General features: G+C 59.0%; 10 protein-coding genes. 3 read left to right on the forward strand and 7 right to left on the reverse strand.

Translation table 11 applies throughout. The features are described 5' to 3' along the window. Positions 1–10 precede the first annotated feature (10 nt). Entirely contained in the window at positions 11–1,402 is a 1,392-nt protein-coding gene (locus tag KHU29_RS18880) for an MFS transporter (protein WP_211454683.1), read from the reverse strand. 147 nt (positions 1,403–1,549) lie between these two features. Here KHU29_RS18880 and pabB point away from each other — a divergent pair, with 147 nt between their 5' ends. Continuing rightward, the gene (gene pabB / locus KHU29_RS18885) at positions 1,550–3,469 is read left to right on the forward strand and encodes an aminodeoxychorismate synthase component I (RefSeq protein ID WP_246542264.1); all 1,920 of its coding nucleotides are present in this window, start codon (positions 1,550–1,552) and stop codon (positions 3,467–3,469) included. A gap of 8 nt (positions 3,470–3,477) precedes the next feature. Here pabB and KHU29_RS18890 read toward each other — a convergent pair whose 3' ends face one another. From KHU29_RS18890 to KHU29_RS18915, 6 genes are all read right to left on the reverse strand, one after another. Then, complete coding sequence (locus KHU29_RS18890; RefSeq protein WP_211454687.1) at positions 3,478–3,909, reverse strand: EamA family transporter; 432 nt, start codon at positions 3,907–3,909, stop codon at positions 3,478–3,480. 113 nt (positions 3,910–4,022) lie between these two features. Further along, positions 4,023–5,522: an efflux transporter outer membrane subunit gene (locus KHU29_RS18895; RefSeq protein ID WP_211454689.1), complete on the reverse strand. Its 1,500-nt coding sequence runs from the start codon at positions 5,520–5,522 to the stop codon at positions 4,023–4,025. A 120-nt stretch (positions 5,523–5,642) separates the two neighbouring features. Then, on the reverse strand, positions 5,643–8,861 hold the full coding sequence (locus KHU29_RS18900; RefSeq protein ID WP_211454691.1) for an efflux RND transporter permease subunit: 3,219 nt from the start codon (positions 8,859–8,861) through the stop codon (positions 5,643–5,645). Positions 8,862–8,879: 18 nt separating this feature from the next. Next, entirely contained in the window at positions 8,880–12,047 is a 3,168-nt protein-coding gene (locus KHU29_RS18905) for an MdtB/MuxB family multidrug efflux RND transporter permease subunit (RefSeq protein WP_211454693.1), read from the reverse strand. Positions 12,048–12,064: 17 nt separating this feature from the next. Continuing rightward, positions 12,065–13,555 (reverse strand): MdtA/MuxA family multidrug efflux RND transporter periplasmic adaptor subunit, encoded by a 1,491-nt coding sequence (locus KHU29_RS18910; RefSeq protein WP_211454695.1) that lies wholly within the window; start codon positions 13,553–13,555, stop codon positions 12,065–12,067. Positions 13,556–13,906: 351 nt separating this feature from the next. After that, the gene (locus tag KHU29_RS18915; protein WP_211454697.1) at positions 13,907–14,407 is read right to left on the reverse strand and encodes a Spy/CpxP family protein refolding chaperone; all 501 of its coding nucleotides are present in this window, start codon (positions 14,405–14,407) and stop codon (positions 13,907–13,909) included. A gap of 343 nt (positions 14,408–14,750) precedes the next feature. Here KHU29_RS18915 and KHU29_RS18920 point away from each other — a divergent pair, with 343 nt between their 5' ends. Next, positions 14,751–15,473, forward strand: coding sequence for a response regulator (locus KHU29_RS18920; protein WP_211454699.1), 723 nt, complete (start codon positions 14,751–14,753; stop codon positions 15,471–15,473). A 62-nt stretch (positions 15,474–15,535) separates the two neighbouring features. Continuing rightward, on the forward strand, positions 15,536–16,891 hold the full coding sequence (locus KHU29_RS18925) for an ATP-binding protein (RefSeq protein WP_211454701.1): 1,356 nt from the start codon (positions 15,536–15,538) through the stop codon (positions 16,889–16,891). The last annotated feature ends 141 nt before the right edge of the window (positions 16,892–17,032 follow it).

The raw sequence follows: 17,032 nt of genomic DNA on the forward strand, positions 1-17,032 counted from the left end.
TTTTAGTCCATCAGGCGCGGCGGCCCGATAATTCCGCGCCGGCATCCGGCTGCAGTTTCAACGCAAACGGCAGCGAAGCCAAAGCGATCAGGGCGATCAGCAAGAACGCCGGCCAGAAATCGGCGCTGACCAATGTCGCGTGGCCCTGTACCTGATTCGATACCTGCAGCGCAAAGCCGCCAACGGTAACGCCAAGGCCAATCGACAGTTGCTGGGCGACGCTGGTGAGGCTGGTGGCCTGGCTCATCTGGCGCTGGTCGATCTCGGCGTAGGCAATTGCATTCAGGCTGGTAAATTGCATCGAACGCACGCAACCGCCCAACAGCAGCATGAGGATGATGAAGATATGCGGCGAATCTGCTTCCAGCACGCCGAATGCTGCCATAGACAGTGCGCCAAGCAGCGTGTTATAGACCAGCACGCTCCTGAAACCGAATTTTTTCAGCACAGTCGTCGTCATGGTTTTGACAAAAAGGGCGCCCGCTGCCGAAGCACAAGTCAGCAGGCCGGACTGGAACGGCGTCAGCCCGAAGCCTAGCTGGAATAGCAGCGGCAGCAAGAACGGCAACGCGCCCACGCCGATGCGAAACAAAGAGCCGCCGAAGACATTCATACGCAGCGTAGGGATTTGCAGCAGCCGCAAATTGATCAGCGGATGCGGGGTACGGAACGCATGCCACACGTATGCCAGCAAACTGACCGTGCCGACCGCTACGCATATCAGCGAGACATCGCCGGCGACCAGGTGGCGGCCGGCGCTGGCCAGGCCGAACATCAATGTCGAACAGCCGATGGCCGACAGCAGGAAGCCGATCCAGTCGAGCGGCACGGTGTCGTCGCTGCGCAGGTTTTTGATATAGCGGGTAGCCAGGTAAATGCCGAGAATGCTGATCGGGATATTGATGAAGAAGATCCAGCGCCAGTGAAAATAGGTGGTGATGAAGCCGCCCAGCGGTGGCCCGATCACGGGACCCAGCAAAGCCGGGATAGTCAGGTAGCTGAGCGCACGCACCAGGTCCGCCTTGGAGGTGGTGCGCAAGATCACCAGCCGTCCGACCGGCACCATCATGGCGCCGCCCACCCCTTGCAGGAAACGGGCAGCGACAAATTCGGCCAGCGTGTTCGACACGCCGCACAGAATCGAACCGAGCATGAACACCCCGATCGCGCTACGGAAAACCGTGCGCGCGCCAAAGCGGTCGGCCATCCAGCCGCTGATGGGGATGAATACCGCCAGGCTGACCAGATAGGAAGTCATCGCCAGCTTGAGCGCAATCGGATTTTCTCCCATGTCATGCGCCATCATCGGCAACGAGGTGGCGATCACGGTGGAGTCCATGTTTTCCATGAACAAGGCGCAAGCCACGATCAGTGGCGTGAGGAAGACGCGGGATATGGCCATGAGGGGTGGTGTTGGTGAGCCGGGCGGACAGAAAAGCCTGCCAATCCTGCTTAAAAGAGCATAATTATAGCGGTTTAGACTATCCCTTACCGATCAGGTAGCATGCAGGCTGTTCTTCTGGCTATCCGTCGTTTTTTTACAAGAATCATGATCAACACGTCTCCTTCATCGACCGAGTGTTTCGCATTGCTGGACGACAGCAGTGCGACTGCGGCACAGTCGCAATCATCTCAGCAGCCGCGCCTGTCGCGTCTATCGCGTTTATACTCCGGCCACGTCCGCAGTTTGCAATGTTTTGAGGCAGATCAGCTGCCGCAGCTGATCGAAGAAATGCAGCAAGCCTTGCGGGAAGGTTTGCACGCAGTGAGCTTATTTACCTACGAGCTGGGGATCGGTCTGCAGCATGTCAGGCCTCGGCAGCAGCCAATACCTTTGCAGAAGCTGCCTTTGGCGCAAATCCTGTTGTTCTCCCGTTGCGAGCATTTGAACGATGCCGAGGTCGATGCGTGGCTGGCGCAGCGCCAGGCAGCGCAACCGGAGCAGGCTGAAGCCGGCGCCGGCATCGCGAATCTGCAGCCGAATGTCAGCGCTGAACAGTTTGCCGCAGCCATCGCCAAGATCCACGCCTACATCGAAGCCGGCGATACATATCAGGTGAACTACACCTATCGCCTGCGTTTCGACGTCTATGGCAGCCCTGTCACCCTGTATCGGCGGCTGAGGCTGCGTCAGCCGGTGCCTTACGGCAGCCTGATCCAGCTGGCGGACGGCACTGCGGCTGTGTCGCTGTCGCCGGAACTGTTCGTACGTCATGCCGCAGGCGGTTTGACCGCACGTCCAATGAAAGGAACCGCCGCCGCCAGCGGCGACGCCGAGCAGGATCGGCTGGCTGCCAAAGCGTTAGCCGCAGATCCCAAGAATCTGGCGGAAAACCTGATGATTGTCGATTTGCTGCGGAATGACCTGGGACGCATCGCCGTCCCCGGTTCGGTACGTGTGCCGCAATTGTTCGAGGTGACGCAGTTCAATACCGTGCTGCAAATGACTTCCACCGTGCAGGCGCAGGTGCGCGACGATGTCAGCCTCAGCGCCGTGATCCAGGCGCTGTATCCGTGCGGCTCGATTACCGGCGCACCGAAACATCGCACCATGCAGATTATCGATGAGCTGGAGCCCGAGCCGCGCGGCCTGTATACCGGTGCGATAGGCTGGTTCGATGTGGAGCAGGCAGGCCGTCAGTTTGGCGATTTCTGTTTATCGGTGCCGATCCGAACCTTGTGGCTACAACCGCCCGCGCCGGACGGCTTGTATGGCGCCAGCATTCGTCATGGTGAAATGGGCGTCGGCGCCGGCATCGTGCATGACAGCGTGGCAGCCGAGGAATATGCCGAATGTGCATTGAAAGCAAAATTCCTGACCGGCATGGGCGGCGATTTTTCCTTGTTCGAAACCATCTACGCCACTAGCACCGAAGGTTGCCGTCATCTGGATTTGCACTTGCAGCGCTTGCAAGCTTCTGCCGCCTACTTTGGCTTTCCCTATAACGACAAAATATTACGTGCAGCCTTGCAGGCGCATTGCGCAAGTTTACCCGCCACAGGCCCTCAGCGGCTGCGCCTGACCCTGTCTGCAGATGGCAATTGCAGCCTGCAGAGCGCGCAGCTGGGGACACTTGAGACACCGGTCAGTGTATTGATCGCACCGGTGCCGACGCAATCCGACGACTTGTTCCTGCGGCATAAAACCAGCGTGCGGCAACGCTACGATCAAGCCTGGCAACAAGCACAACAGCTGGGTGCGTTCGATATGCTGTTTTTCAATCAGGAAGGCGAGTTGACCGAGGGTGGCCGCAGCAGCGTTTTCCTCAAGCTGGACGGACGCTGGTATACGCCGCCGCTGAAATCGGGATTGCTGCCGGGAGTGATGCGTAGCGTAGTGTTGAACGATCCGGCATGGGACGCCAGCGAACGTAGCTTGAGCATGGACGATCTGCTAGCCGCAGAACAGATCATGGTGTGCAACGCCTTGCGCGGCGCCATGCCGGCGAGGCTGTTGCAGCTAGCTTGAAATGTTAGTTAAAAGGCGATAATCACAACTGATCCGGCTACAATCAGCGAGCCGCCAATGGCTACCGGCCAGGTCAGCTGTTCGCCGGCAAACAGCAAGCCCAGTACGATGGCGAAGGCGACGCTAAGTTTGTCGATCGGAGCCACCTTCGAGATCGGGCCGATTTGCAGCGCATGGTAGTAGCACAGCCAGGACAAGCCGGTGGCGATTGCCGACAAGACCAGGAACAGCCAGTTGGCGGGGCTGACCAGCGCCGGTTTCTGCCATTCGTCGCGCAAGGTGACGATGCCGGCGATTACAAACAGGATGACGACGGTACGGATGAAGGTGGCAAAGTTGGAATTCATGCCGGTGACGCCGAACTTGCCGAAGATCGCCGTCAAGCCGGCGAAAAATGCAGAGCCAAGAGCAAATAGCTGCCAGCTGGAACCGAAATTCATTTTTTTCTCCCGGTTAAATGCAGGGTGTGCACGCGTGCCCGCGCGGAATTCGAAATTTTCTCACATTGCGTATGTCAGCAACGCGTGGGCAAAAAGGCTTGCCCACCCTACAGTTATTTAGCCGCCGGCTTGCTGTCTGCGGTGGCATTACGGTCATTCAGCATGGCGTTATCAGGCAGTTCAGCCTGATTCCAGCCGCCGCCGAGCGCCTTGATCAGCAGCACACTCGCGGCATAGCGTCGATTCTGGATATTCAGCGCCGACAAATCCGCGCTGAATGCGGTTGCCTGCGCCGTCACTACACTGGTGTAGTTGACGGTGCCGGCCTTGTACTGATTCAAGATCAGCTCCAGCGCATGATGGGCAAACTGGGCTGTTTCGCCCTGGACCGTGGCTTCCTGCTCCAGGATGCGCAAGGCTGCCAGGTTATCTTCGACTTCCTGGAAGCTGGTCAATACCGCCTGCTTATACACTGCAACGCTGGCGTCGTAGGCGGCAATTGCCTGATCGCTTTGAGCGCGTCGCGCGCCGCCGTCAAACAGGGTCGCCGCCAGGGCCGGACCGAGCGACCAGATACGATTGGGGACAGTCAGCCAGTTGGCAAAGCTGCTGCTTTGAAAACCGCCCGAAGCCGACAAGGTCAGATTGGGGAAGTAAGCTGCTTTGGCGACGCCGATCTTCGCATTGGCCGCCGCTGCCAGTCTTTCCGCCGAACTGATATCGGGGCGCCGCTCCAGCAGCGACGACGGCACGCCGATCGGAATTTCAGGCAGCACTGCAATCAGCGGCGCCGGTGTAATCGAGAAGGTGGAAGCCGCTTGCCCGGTCAGCAGGGCGATTGCGTGTTCCAGCTGTGCGCGTAGTACGCCATTGTCGAGCGCTTGTGCCTGGGCGCTTCTGAGCTGGGTCTGGGCCTGAATCACGTCAGACCGGGCGACGACGCCGACGGCATACTGGTTTTGCGTCAGTTGCAGCGATTTTTGATAGGCCGCGACCGTGTCGTCGAGCAGGTTTTGCTGCTGGTCCAGCACCCGCAGGTGCAGGTAATTTTGCGCCAGGGTGGATTGGGCGCTGAGCCTGGCCACTTGCAAGTCGGCGGCGCTGGCCTGCGCCGATGCCTGGTTGGACTCCACCGTACGGCTTATGCGGCCCCACAGGTCCGGTTCCCAGCTGGCGCTCAGGCCGAGCGAATCGCTGGTTGTTACCGAACCGCTGCTGCCGCTGCTGCTCGATGAGCTACTGCCACTGCGCCCACCTGAGCGGGTGGACGAAACACTGGCCGATACTGTCGGGAAGTAAGACGATCTTGCCGATTCCACCAACGCCTTCGCTTGCCGGAATTGCGCCTCGGCTTGCGCCAGATTCTGGTTGGAGATATTGACTTGCTCGACCAGTGCGTTCAGTTGCGGGTCCTGATAGATTTCCCACCATTTTCCATGCAATTCCTGGTCTTGCGGGGTAGCGGTCTTCCAATCCCTCGTCTCCTTGAAGGCGGCCGGCGCATCGGTAGCCGGCCGCACGTAATCCGGGCCGACGGCGCAGGCACTTAACAACAGCGCCGTGACCGCCGCCGCCAACAAGGTTTTATGCATAGGTACTTGCGTATGTTTCATATTGAATCCGTTGAATCCGTTGAATCCGTTGAATCGGTTGAATCCGCTGTGTCCGTCGAGCAATTTTTTCCGCCGACAATGATTTTTGTGTCTGTACAAAGCTGAGGCTACATCCATCCATCATGCTTCGTTTGGCTCAGGTAATGGCCGGCCGCCGCGCCGTTGCCATTTGTCTGTGCTCCACAGGCGGAAGCGGTCCATGTACAGATAGACTACCGGTGTCGTGTACAGCGTCAGCAACTGGCTCATGATCAAGCCGCCGACAATCGCAATACCCAGCGGCCGGCGTAGCTCTGCGCCGTCGCCATGGCCCAATGCCAGTGGCACCGCACCGAGCATCGCCGCCATGGTGGTCATCATGATCGGGCGGAAGCGTAGCCGGCAGGCTTCAAAAATCGAATCGCGTGGCGACAGGCCCTGGGTGCGTTCTGCGTCCAAGGCGAAATCGATCATCATGATGGCGTTCTTCTTGACGATACCGATCAGCAAGATCACCCCGATCAAGGCAATCAGGCTGAAATCGGTACCCGTCGCCAGCAATGCCAGCAGGGCGCCAACGCCGGCCGAAGGCAGGGTTGAAAGAATGGTGATCGGATGGACATAGCTTTCATACAAAATGCCCAGCACGATGTACACCGCCAACAGCGCCGTAAGAATCAGCATCGGCTGGCTGTTCAAGGATGACTGGAACACATTGGCGCTGCCTTGGAAACTGCCGTGTACCTCGGTTGGCACGCCGATCCGGGCCAGCGCGTCATTGATCGCAGCCGTTGCCTCGGACAAAGACACGCCGGCCGGAAGATTGAAAGAAATGGTGGAGGCGATGAACTGGCTTTGGTGATTGACCCCGAGCGAGGTATTGGTCGGCTGGAAGCTGGAAAATGCCGCCAGCGGCATCTGTTGCTCTGCCGTAGTTGAAAGAGTCAGCGCCAGCGACGAATTGGAGGCCAGCTTGCCGCCTGCGGTCAACGCCGGCGGCGTGCCGAGGGCCGAAGTCGTGGGCGACAGGTTGGCCGTGCTGGCTGGAATGCTGACGTAAGTGTCGCGCAGGATCTGCGGGCTCTGCCAATATTGCGGCGCCGCTTCCATCACCACATGGTATTGATTCATGCCGCGGTAGATGGTCGATACCTGGCGCTGGCCAAACAAGTCGTTCAAGGTGGCGTCGATCAGTTGCGGCGTGACGCCGCTGCGTATCGCCGTTTCGCGGTCGATGGTCAACGTGGTTTGCAAGCCCTTGTCCTGCTGGTCGGTATTGACGTCGGCCAGTTCCGGCAGGGCGCTGAATGCTTCGCGGATCTTCGGTTCCCAGGTGCGCAGCAGGGCCAGGTCGTCGGATTGCAAGGTGTACTGGTATTGGGCGTCGCTGGAGCGGCCGCCGACCCGGATATCCTGTACCGATTGCATGAACAGGTTGGCGCCGGGCACATGGCTGAGCTTGCCGCGCAGGCGCGCGATCACCTGGTCGGCGGTGAGCTTGCGTTCCGATAGCGGCTTGAGGGTGATGAACATGTTGCCGCGATTGCTCTGGCCGCCGCCGGTGAAGGCGATCACGCTCTGCACATCGGGATCCTTGCGGACAATCTCCACAAACTCATTCAGCTTGACCTTCATCGACTGGAATGAAATCGCCTGGTCGCCCTGGATGCCGCCGATTACCAGGCCGGTATCCTGCTGCGGGAAAAAGCCCTTGGGAATGACGGTGTACAGATAGACGTTCAGCGCGATGGTGCCGAGCAGGATCAGTATCATCAATGGCGAAAAACGCAGGGCCCAGGCCAGCGAACGTTCGTAGCCGTGCAGCATGGCATTGAAGGCGCGTTCGGTGGCGTTGAAGAAACGTCCTTGCTTGCGGTGCGGTTCGTGCTTGAGCAGGCGTGCGCACATCATCGGCGTGGTGGTCAGCGATACCAGCAGCGATACCAGGATAGCTACCGACAAGGTGACGGCAAATTCGCGGAACAGGCGGCCGACGATACCACCCATCAATAGTATCGGGATGAACACGGCGATCAGGGAGATACTCATCGACATCACGGTAAAGCCGACTTCTTTCGCCCCTTGCAATGCCGCGGCAAACGGTTTCATGCGCTTTTCAATGTGTCGTGAAACGTTTTCCAGGACCACAATCGCATCATCCACCACGAAGCCGGTGGCGATCGTCAGCGCCATCAGGGATAGATTGTCGAGGCTGTAGCCAAGCAAATACATGACGCCGAAAGTGCCTATCAGCGAGACCGGCACGGCGACTGCCGGGATCAGCGTGGCGCGGCCGTTGCGCAGGAACAAGAACACCACCATGATCACCAGCGCGATCGACATCAGCAGGGTGCGTTCGGTTTCACGCAAAGAGGCGCGGATCGTCGGCGTACGGTCGAGCGCGACATCGAGATTGATGGCGGCCGGGATCGAGGCCCGCAACTGCGGTAGCAGCGCCCGTACTTCATCCACCGTTTCAATGATGTTGGCGCCAGGCTGGCGGTTCAGGATCACCAGCACCGAGGGTTTGCCGTTGGCTGAGCCGGCGTTGCGCAGGTTGGCGACCGAATCGACTACCGTGGCGACATCGCTGACGCGCACCGCCGCACCGTTACGATAGGCGACGATCAGCGGCATGTACTCGGCGGCGGTCTTGGCCTGGTCGTTGGCGTAGATCTGCCAATTTTTATCGCCGTCTTCCAGTATGCCTTTGGGGCGGTTGGCATTGGTGGCGGCAATCGCAGTGCGTACATCGGCCGTGCCGATGCCGTATTTGTTGAGTGCGGCCGGATTCAATTCAACCCGTACCGCCGGCTGCGAACTGCCGCCGACGCTGACCTGGCCGACGCCTTTTACCTGCGACAATTTTTGCGCCAGGATGGTGTCGGCGGCATCGTACATCTGGCCTTGCGTCATGCTGTCCGAGGTCAGCGCCAGGATCATGATCGGCGCATCGGCTGGATTTACCTTGCGATAACTCGGATTGCTGGGCAGGCCGGTCGGCAGCAGGTTGCGTGCTGCGTTGAGCGCAGCCTGGACATCGCGGGCGGCGCCGTCAATGTCGCGGCTGAGATCGAATTGCATGGTGATGCGAGTCGAGCTGAGCGAACTCGACGAGGTCATTTCGGTGACCCCGGCGATCGATCCTAGCGCGCGTTCGAGCGGCGTCGCTACAGTGGCGGCCATGGTTTCCGGACTGGCGCCCGGCAAAGAAGCCGAGATCGAGATGGTCGGGAAATCCACTTGCGGCAACGGTGACACCGGCAGCAGCCGGAATGCCACCATGCCGGCCAGGGCAATGCCGATGGTCAGTAGTGTGGTGGCAATCGGCCGTTCAATAAAGGGACGCGAGATATTCATGCTGTGACCTGTTTTACCTTACGGCTGCGGCTGTGGCGGAGGGACAAGCGTCGCGCCATCGTGGTCGTCATCGCCATGGTTGGTGGCTTCCTCGCTGTCGTCCTTGCTGCCGAAACGTGCCTTCATGCGGCGCGCCAGGTTGTCGAACGCCAGGTAGATCACCGGCGTAGTGAACAAGGTCAATACTTGCGATACCAGCAAGCCGCCAACCATGGTGATCCCCAGCGGTTGCCGCAGTTCAGAACCGACACCGCTACCCAGCATCAACGGCAATGCGCCTAGCAGAGCCGCCATGGTCGTCATCAGGATCGGGCGGAAGCGCAGCAGGCAAGCCTGGTAAATCGCCTCACGCGGCGTTTTACCCTCGTTGCGCTCGGCATCCAGCGCAAAGTCGATCATCATGATGGCGTTTTTCTTGACGATACCGATCAGCAGGATAATCCCGATGATGCCGATAATCCCCAGGTCGGTGCCGGCGATCATCAGCGAGAGCAGGGCGCCGACCCCGGCCGACGGCAGCGTCGACAGGATCGTAATCGGATGGATGTAGCTTTCATACAGGACGCCGAGCACGATATACATCGTGATGATCGCCGCCAGGATCAGCATCAGCGTGTTGCTCAGCGATGCCTGGAAGGCCAGTGCGGCGCCTTGGAAGCTGGTCTGGATACTCTCCGGCATGCCGATTTCCAGTTCTGCCGCCTGGATCGCCTTGACCGCCTGGCCTAGCGAAGCGCCGGGCGCCAGGTTGAATGAAATCGTGGTGGCGGGGAACTGGCCGATATGGTTGATCACCAGCGGCGAAGTGCGTTCCTCAACGGTAGCGATGCTCGACAGCGGTACCTGGTTGCCGTTTCCTGCGACCAGGAAAATACTGTTCAATGCGGCCGGACCTTTCTGGAATTCCGGCTTGACCTCCATCACCACCCGATACTGGTTAGATTGGGTATAGATGGTCGAGATCAGGCGCTGGCCGAAGGCGTTATACAAGGCATTGTCGATCGCCGCCGTGGTGATGCCGAGCCGCGAGGCCGCATCGCGGTCGATCGCGATGTAGGCTTGCAAACCGAGGTCTTGCTGGTTGCTGGCGATATCGGCCAGCTCGGGAGCCTTGCGCAGGCGCTCGATCAGCTTGGGTACCCAGATGCTCAATTCGGCAGCATTGGCGTCTTCCACGCTGAACTGGTATTGGGTGCGGCTGACGCTGTCTTCAATCGTCAGGTCTTGCACCGGTTGCATGTACAGCGTGATGTCGCCGACCTGGCGATCCAGTTCCGGCTGCAGGCGGCGGATGACGTCGCTGGCGCTGATATTGCGCTGGTCGCGCGGCTTCAGGTTGATCAGCATGCGGCCGGCATTCAGGGTGGCATTGCTGCCATCGACGCCGATGAATGAAGACAGGCTTTCGACTGCCGGGTCTTTCAGCACCACGGCAGCCAGCGCTTGCTGCCGTTCAGCCATGGCGGAAAATGAAATCGACTGGCTAGCTTCTGAAATACCCTGGATGACGCCGGTGTCCTGCACCGGGAAAAAGCCTTTTGGAATGAATATGTACAACACGGCGGTCAATACCAGCGTGCCGACGGCCACTACCAAGGTCGAGATCTGGTGGCGCAGCACCCATTCCAGCGCCACACCGTAACGGGCGATGATCCGGTCCAGAGCTGCGCCGCTCTTGCGATAGAACCAGCTTTGTTTTTCGTCCGGGATATGGTGCAGCAGCTTGGCGCACATCATCGGCGTCAGCGTCAGCGAGATGACCGCGGAAATCAGGATCGCCACTGCCAGCGTGATGGCGAATTCGCGGAACAGACGGCCGACCACGTCGCCCATGAACAGCAGCGGAATCAGCACTGCAATCAGCGAAAATGTCAGCGAAATGATGGTGAAGCCGATTTGCTCCGCCCCTTTGAGAGCGGCCTGCAAGGGCTTCATGCCCTCTTCGATGTAACGCGAAATATTTTCGATCATCACGATCGCATCGTCGACCACGAAGCCGGTGGCGATGGTGAGCGCCATCAGCGTCAGGTTGTTCACCGAAAAGCCGGCCAGGTACATGACGCCGAAAGTGCCGATCAGCGACAGCGGCACCGCCACGCTTGGAATGATGGTGGCGGGTATGCTGCGCAGGAAGACGAAAATCACCATCACCACCAGTGCGATCGACAACAGCAGCTCGAATTGCACATCCGCCACCGAGGCGCGGATGGTGGTGGTGCGGTCGGTCAGGATCTGGACATCGATAGCGCCGGGCAGGGTTTCCTGCAGTTTCGGCAGGATCTTCTTGATGTTGTCGACTACGCCGATCACGTTGGCGCCGGGTTGCCGCTGAATATTCAGAATCACCGCAGGCGAGGTGTTGGACCAGGCCGCCAGGCGGACGTTTTCTGCATCGTCAACCACGTCGGCGACATCGGAGACGCGGATCGGCGCGCCGTTCTTGTACGCGATGATCAGGTTCCGGTATTCGTCAGCCGAACGCAGCTGGTCGTTGGCGTCGATGGTCGAGGCGCGGGTGGGGCCGTCGAAACTGCCTTTGGCCTGGTTGACGTTGGCGTTGCCGATAGCGGTGCGGATGTCATCCAGGTTCAAGCCCAGCGCGGCAACAGCGCGCGGATTCAATTGCAACCTGACGGCAGGCCGCTGGCCGCCGGACAAACTGACCAGGCCCACCCCCGGCACTTGCGAAATCTTTTGCGCCAGGCGGGTATCGATCAGATCCTGCACCTTGGGCAGCGGTAGCGTTTTCGATGTAATCGCCAACGACATGATCGGCGTATCGGCCGGGTTGACCTTGTTGTAGATCGGTGGCGTCGGCAGGTCGGACGGCAACAGGTTGCCGCCGGCATTGATCGCCGCCTGGACTTCCTGCTCGGCGATATCGAGGCTCAGGTCCAGGCTGAATTGCAGGGTGATGACCGAGGCGCCGCCGGAACTGGTCGACGACATCTGGTTAAGGCCCGGCATCTGGCCGAACTGGCGCTCCAGCGGGGCGGTGACCGATGAGGTCATGACGTCCGGGCTGGCGCCAGGGTACAGCGTCACTACCTGGATGGTCGGATAGTCGACTTCCGGCAGAGCCGAAAGCGGTAATTGCTTGTAGGCGACGACGCCGGCCAGGAAAATGGCCAGCATCAACAGGGATGTGGCAACCGGCCGGAGAATAAACTGACGTGAGGGATTCATGCGTTCTTCACAGTCGTTTATTGACTGTTGCGGTTGTTGGCAGCGGGGGCGGCGGCAGGTGCGGTAGCCGGAGCGGTTGGTGCTGCAGGTGCCGCAGGCGGCGCAGCGCCGCCGCTGGCGTCTTGTTGATGACGATGGCCGCCCTTATGGGCGCCAGCGGCGCTGCCAGCACCGGCTTCGGTCGCTGCCGCGGTTGCAGCAGCCGTTGCTGCAGTACCGCCGCGGGTCACCGGTTCAACCTTCGCGCCTTCTTTCAATTTGTCGAGACCGTCGATGACTACCGTTTCACCTACCGCAATACCTTTGTCAATCGCGGTCGATTCACCTTCCGCCGGACCTGCTGTTACCTGGCGGATGGTCACGGTATGGTCGGCTTTCACCACATACACGAAATTGCCTTGGGCGCCGCGCTGGATTGCCGCATTCGGAATCACGGTAGCGTCGCGGCGGGTGTCGAGCAGCATGCGGACATTCACAAACTGGCTCGGAAACAGGGCGTAATTGGTGTTCGGGAATTCTGCCTTCAGCTTGACCGTGCCCGTAGTGCTGTCAACCTGGTTGTCGATCGTCAGCAGAGCGCCGCTGTCGAGTTTGTTCTTTTGATCGCGATCCCAGACATCGGTCGCCAGCTTCTTGCCAGCCTGGATCTGTTTCATGACGCTGGGGATATTATCTTCAGGAATGCTGAACACGCTGGTGATAGGTTGCAACTGGGTGATGATGACGATGCCGTTGGCGTCGCTGGTTTGCACCACGTTGCCGAGATCGACCTGGCGCAAGCCAAGCCGGCCGCTGATCGGCGCAGTGATGCGCGAGTAAGTGAGTTGCAGGCGGGCGCTGTCGAGCGCGCCTTGATCGGACTTGACCACACCTTCATATTGCTTGACCAGAGCCGCCTGGGTATCAACCTGTTGGCTGGCGATGGAATCCTGCGCCAGCAATGTGCGATAGCGCTGCAAATCGATTTGTGCTGCCTTCAGCAGGGCAGTGTCCTTGATGAGCTGGCCTTCGGCTTGCGTCACCGCCACCTGGTAAGGACGCGGATCCAGTTCGGCCAGCAAGGCGCCGGCCTTGACTACCTGCCCTTCCTGGAAATGCAATTTCATCAACTGTCCGTTAACCCGGCTTTTGACGACAGTGGTGGCTTCAGGAGTAACGCTGCCAAGGCCCGAAATAAAGATCCGGATATCGCCCGTTTTGGCGACCGCGACGCCAACCGGCAAAGGCCCCCCGGCGCCGGCGAATGCGCCGCGCTTACCGCCTTTTCCGCCTTTGCCGTTGCCATTGGCGGCCTGTCCCTGTGCCGGTCCGGATGCCTGTCCGGATTTTGCCGCCGCCGGATCGGCAGCCTGATGGCTGCGCCCCCAGATCAGGTAGGCCGCCAGCGCCAGGACAATGACTCCGGTCAGCCATAGCCAGCCGCGCTGGAATCCGCCCTGGTATTGGTTTGGAAGGGCGGGACGGGTTTGGCTGGATTGGTCGATTCGGGGAGTCGGTGTAGTAGTCATCGCAGGCGGAGGTCAGTCAGAGTGTGGTCAGGCGCAAAGCATGAATTTGCCGGGAATTTACATCCGGCAAATTGTAGAAAAACAATACATGAGTTTAGCGAGTAAATTTTACCGTCGTGTGTATTTATTGGAAATTGTTTCAAATTAATGAAAGGGCTTGCGAGGCCGTATAGCCGCTAGCCGGGTGGACGGCAATGGAGGCCGATCCGGCGGAATTGGGGCCGGCAAACAGCAAAATCACGGAGATACGGCTGGTTTCCAGTTAAACCCGGCTGGTTCCTGCATCTCTCCCGTATTTCGCCGTTTACCGAATGCCGGTTTCGGCCCGGACGGGTGCCGGGCCGGGTTCAATTATGGACGATCTTCCGGATCGCCATGGTGAAAGCCGCGATGACCGAAGCGATGATGCTCCATTTTTTTGAAATGCTCATCAAAGACCTTTTGCTGTACAGGTGTCAGCACTGCGTAGAATTCCTTGACGGCAGCAGTACGCTCGGCCAGGCGGGTCTCAGCCCGTTTCAGGAATTCCATCTGGTGGTCCATGCGCTCAGGGGCGGTTTGCTTGGCCCATTCTTCCTTGCCAGGGCGTTGTTGCGGCGCGCCGGCTGGCCTGACTGGCTTGATTTTGCCCAGGAAGGTCTGCCATGCAGTTTCTTGCGCCGGGGTGATTTTCAGATCGTCATGCCATTTTGCCTGGCGTTTCGCCATTTTTTCGGCAAATTTGGCCTGTTGCTCTGGCGTCGGCGCATGGCGGCCATCGGCGCCGTCGGCTTGCGCATAGGCGGTCACGCCCACGGCAGCAAAGCTCAGTGCGGTCATGCCGATCAGCAGTTGTTTGCGAAGCTTGAACATAGTGAAATCCTTCCATGAATGTAAGTGCAATCCGCACAGTTCGCATTGAAACGCGCTGGTGTGTCGCCGATTTTTCATGAAAGCGGGGCTTTGTATCGCCATGTATGGCATCAAGTTTGCTTTGTATCTTAAAGTGTCTACGCATGTGGCAGATATGCCAATATACAAATTACTATCGTCTTTCTTGCTGCGAATTGCCATAATCCTAGAAACCAAAGGCATCCGCTGCTTCCAACTATCAGGAATCGATTGCATTGAATACGTCGTCTTTCATTACTACCATTTTCTTTTTCCGATTGGCCGCGCTTCCGGTCTCACTGCAGTTACTAGGATAATCACGCATATGGAAACTGCTGCTCACATATTGGTGGTCGACGACGACCACGAAATCCGGACTTTGCTGGCCGAATACCTGGACGCCAACGGCTTCCGCACCTTGATGGCGACCAACGGCAGCGACATGCGCAAAGTGCTATCGGAAGCGCGGGTCGACCTGGTGGTGCTGGATCTCACCTTGCCAGGGGAAGACGGCCTGACCTTGTGCCGCAACCTGCGTGCCGATTCGAATATTCCTGTGATCATGCTGACCGCACGCGGCGAGCCGCTGGACCGCATCCTTGGGCTCGAAATGGGCGCCGACGATTACCTGTCGAAGCCGTTCGAACCGCGTGAATTGTTTGCCCGCATCCGCAGTGTCTTGCGCCGCACCCAGGCGCTGCCGCCGAACATGGTCTCGCCGGAAGCCCAGCAAATCCAGTTCGGGCGCTGGACGCTGGATCTGATCGCGCGCCACCTGGTCAACAACGACGGCCTGGTGGTGGCTTTATCGGGCGCCGAATATCGTATTCTCAAGGTATTCCTGGATCATCCCAACCGGGTCCTGAACCGCGACCAACTGCTGGAATTGACCCAGGGCCGGGAATCCGATCCGTTCGATCGTTCAGTCGATATCCAGATTAGCCGCTTGCGCCAAAAACTTGGCGACGACGCCCGCACTCCGGTGATTATCAAGACAGTGCGTAACGAGGGGTATGTGCTGGCGACCGCGGTGACGGTAGAGTCGTGATGCGTGTGCCCGCTCCGGCAGCGGCAGCCGTGGGCTAACGCTAGAAAAAGGGAATTCTGTCTGTGAGAAATTTTCTTGGCTCGGTTGCCAACCGGGTATTCCTGATTTTGCTGGCGGGGATACTGGTGGCGGCCGCCACTACCAGCTGGCTGGCCGACAATGAGCGACGCAAGGCTTTCAAGGAATTCTACGAGTTCCGCATCGCCGAACGGGTCGAACAACTCGTTTTCTCGTTAGATAATGTCGGCCCCGACATGCGTTCTGTCGTGCTGCAGACCAGTGATAATTTTGGCCTCGAAGCCAGCATGGTCAAAGATACCGAAAACGCGGTCAATGACAATCCTTCGCTGACCGCGCTCCTGAAAGCGCGCCTTGGCCATAATCGCAACGTGGTGGTGGACAGGCAAAACGATTGCAAGTTGCACACGCGCAGAGGTGTTGAATTTCGCAAGGTCGAAGAATGCCAGGTGGTCTACGTCAGCCTCAAAGACGGCACACTGCTGAAGCTGAGGTTGCGCATGATGCGTGGCCCGGGCGGGCCGGCTGGACGGCCGCCCGGCATCCCCTATCTATCGCCTTATTTCGCCTTGTTTCTGTTGTTGATCGGTGGCCTGGCTTTTTTTGTGGCCAAAATGACGGCGCGGCCGATCAAGCACCTGGCGGTTGCCGCCGGCGAGCTGGGGCGCGATATCGACCGGCCGCCACTGGATGAAACCGGGCCGACCGAAGTGCGGCAAGCGGCTACCGCATTCAACGCCATGCAAGCGCGCATCAAGCGGCAGATTCAGCATCGTACCCATATGCTGGCGGCGATTACCCATGATTTGCAAACGCCGTTGACCCGATTGCGCCTGCGCCTTGAAAAAGTGGGTGAGGAGGATTTGCGTCGCAAGTTGCTGGAGGATCTCGCTGTCATGCAGAGCATGGTGCGTGAGGGGTTGGATCTGGCGCGTAGCATGGATTCGGCGGAGGTGATGCAGAAGCTGGATATCGATTCCTTGCTTGACAGCGTTTGCGCCGATGCGGTCGATGCCCGGCAGGACGTTACGTTGGAGGGGCGTACGCGGGCTTCGATCATGGCGCAGCCGAATACGTTGCGGCGTTGCCTGACAAATCTGGTCGATAATGCGACCAAATACGGCCGTTATGCGCGTCTGCAGGTGGCGCGTGAGGGTGCTGATATCGTGATCAGGATTCGTGATGGCGGGGTGGGTATTCCGACTGAATTGCTGGAGACGGTGTTTGATCCGTTTTTCAGGTTGGAGACTTCGCGTTCGCGGGATACGGGGGGGACTGGGTTGGGGCTGACGATTGCGCGTAATATCGCGGAGAATCATCGGGCTACTTTGCAGTTGCGTAATCATCCGGAGGGTGGGTTGGAGGTTACGCTGCGGCTGCCGGCTTTGAATGGGATTTGAGGTAGCTAAAACGTTAGCTACTCCGTGGGTACGTGCGCCGGGGGTAGCCCCATACGCGCTAACCAAACTTTCCTCCTCTGAATTGATCCTGCTGATAATGACGTTTCTTTCGCGAAGGTTCTCGCAGTAAATTGCGCATTT

This window comes from Collimonas antrihumi (genome assembly GCF_018304965.1).
GTDB lineage: Bacteria > Pseudomonadota > Gammaproteobacteria > Burkholderiales > Burkholderiaceae_D > Collimonas > Collimonas antrihumi.

Bases quoted from the DNA above. Each gene is read 5' to 3' on its own strand.
- KHU29_RS18880 (WP_211454683.1), bottom strand. From the start codon at position 1,402: ATGGCCATATCCCGCGTCTTCCTCACGCCACTGATCGTGGCTTGCGCC.
- pabB (WP_246542264.1), top strand. From the start codon at position 1,550: ATGATCAACACGTCTCCTTCATCGACCGAGTGTTTCGCATTGCTGGAC.
- KHU29_RS18890 (WP_211454687.1), bottom strand. From the start codon at position 3,909: ATGAATTTCGGTTCCAGCTGGCAGCTATTTGCTCTTGGCTCTGCATTT.
- KHU29_RS18895 (WP_211454689.1), bottom strand. From the start codon at position 5,522: ATGAAACATACGCAAGTACCTATGCATAAAACCTTGTTGGCGGCGGCG.
- KHU29_RS18900 (WP_211454691.1), bottom strand. From the start codon at position 8,861: ATGAATATCTCGCGTCCCTTTATTGAACGGCCGATTGCCACCACACTA.
- KHU29_RS18905 (WP_211454693.1), bottom strand. From the start codon at position 12,047: ATGAATCCCTCACGTCAGTTTATTCTCCGGCCGGTTGCCACATCCCTG.
- KHU29_RS18910 (WP_211454695.1), bottom strand. From the start codon at position 13,555: ATGACTACTACACCGACTCCCCGAATCGACCAATCCAGCCAAACCCGT.
- KHU29_RS18915 (WP_211454697.1), bottom strand. From the start codon at position 14,407: ATGTTCAAGCTTCGCAAACAACTGCTGATCGGCATGACCGCACTGAGC.
- KHU29_RS18920 (WP_211454699.1), top strand. From the start codon at position 14,751: ATGGAAACTGCTGCTCACATATTGGTGGTCGACGACGACCACGAAATC.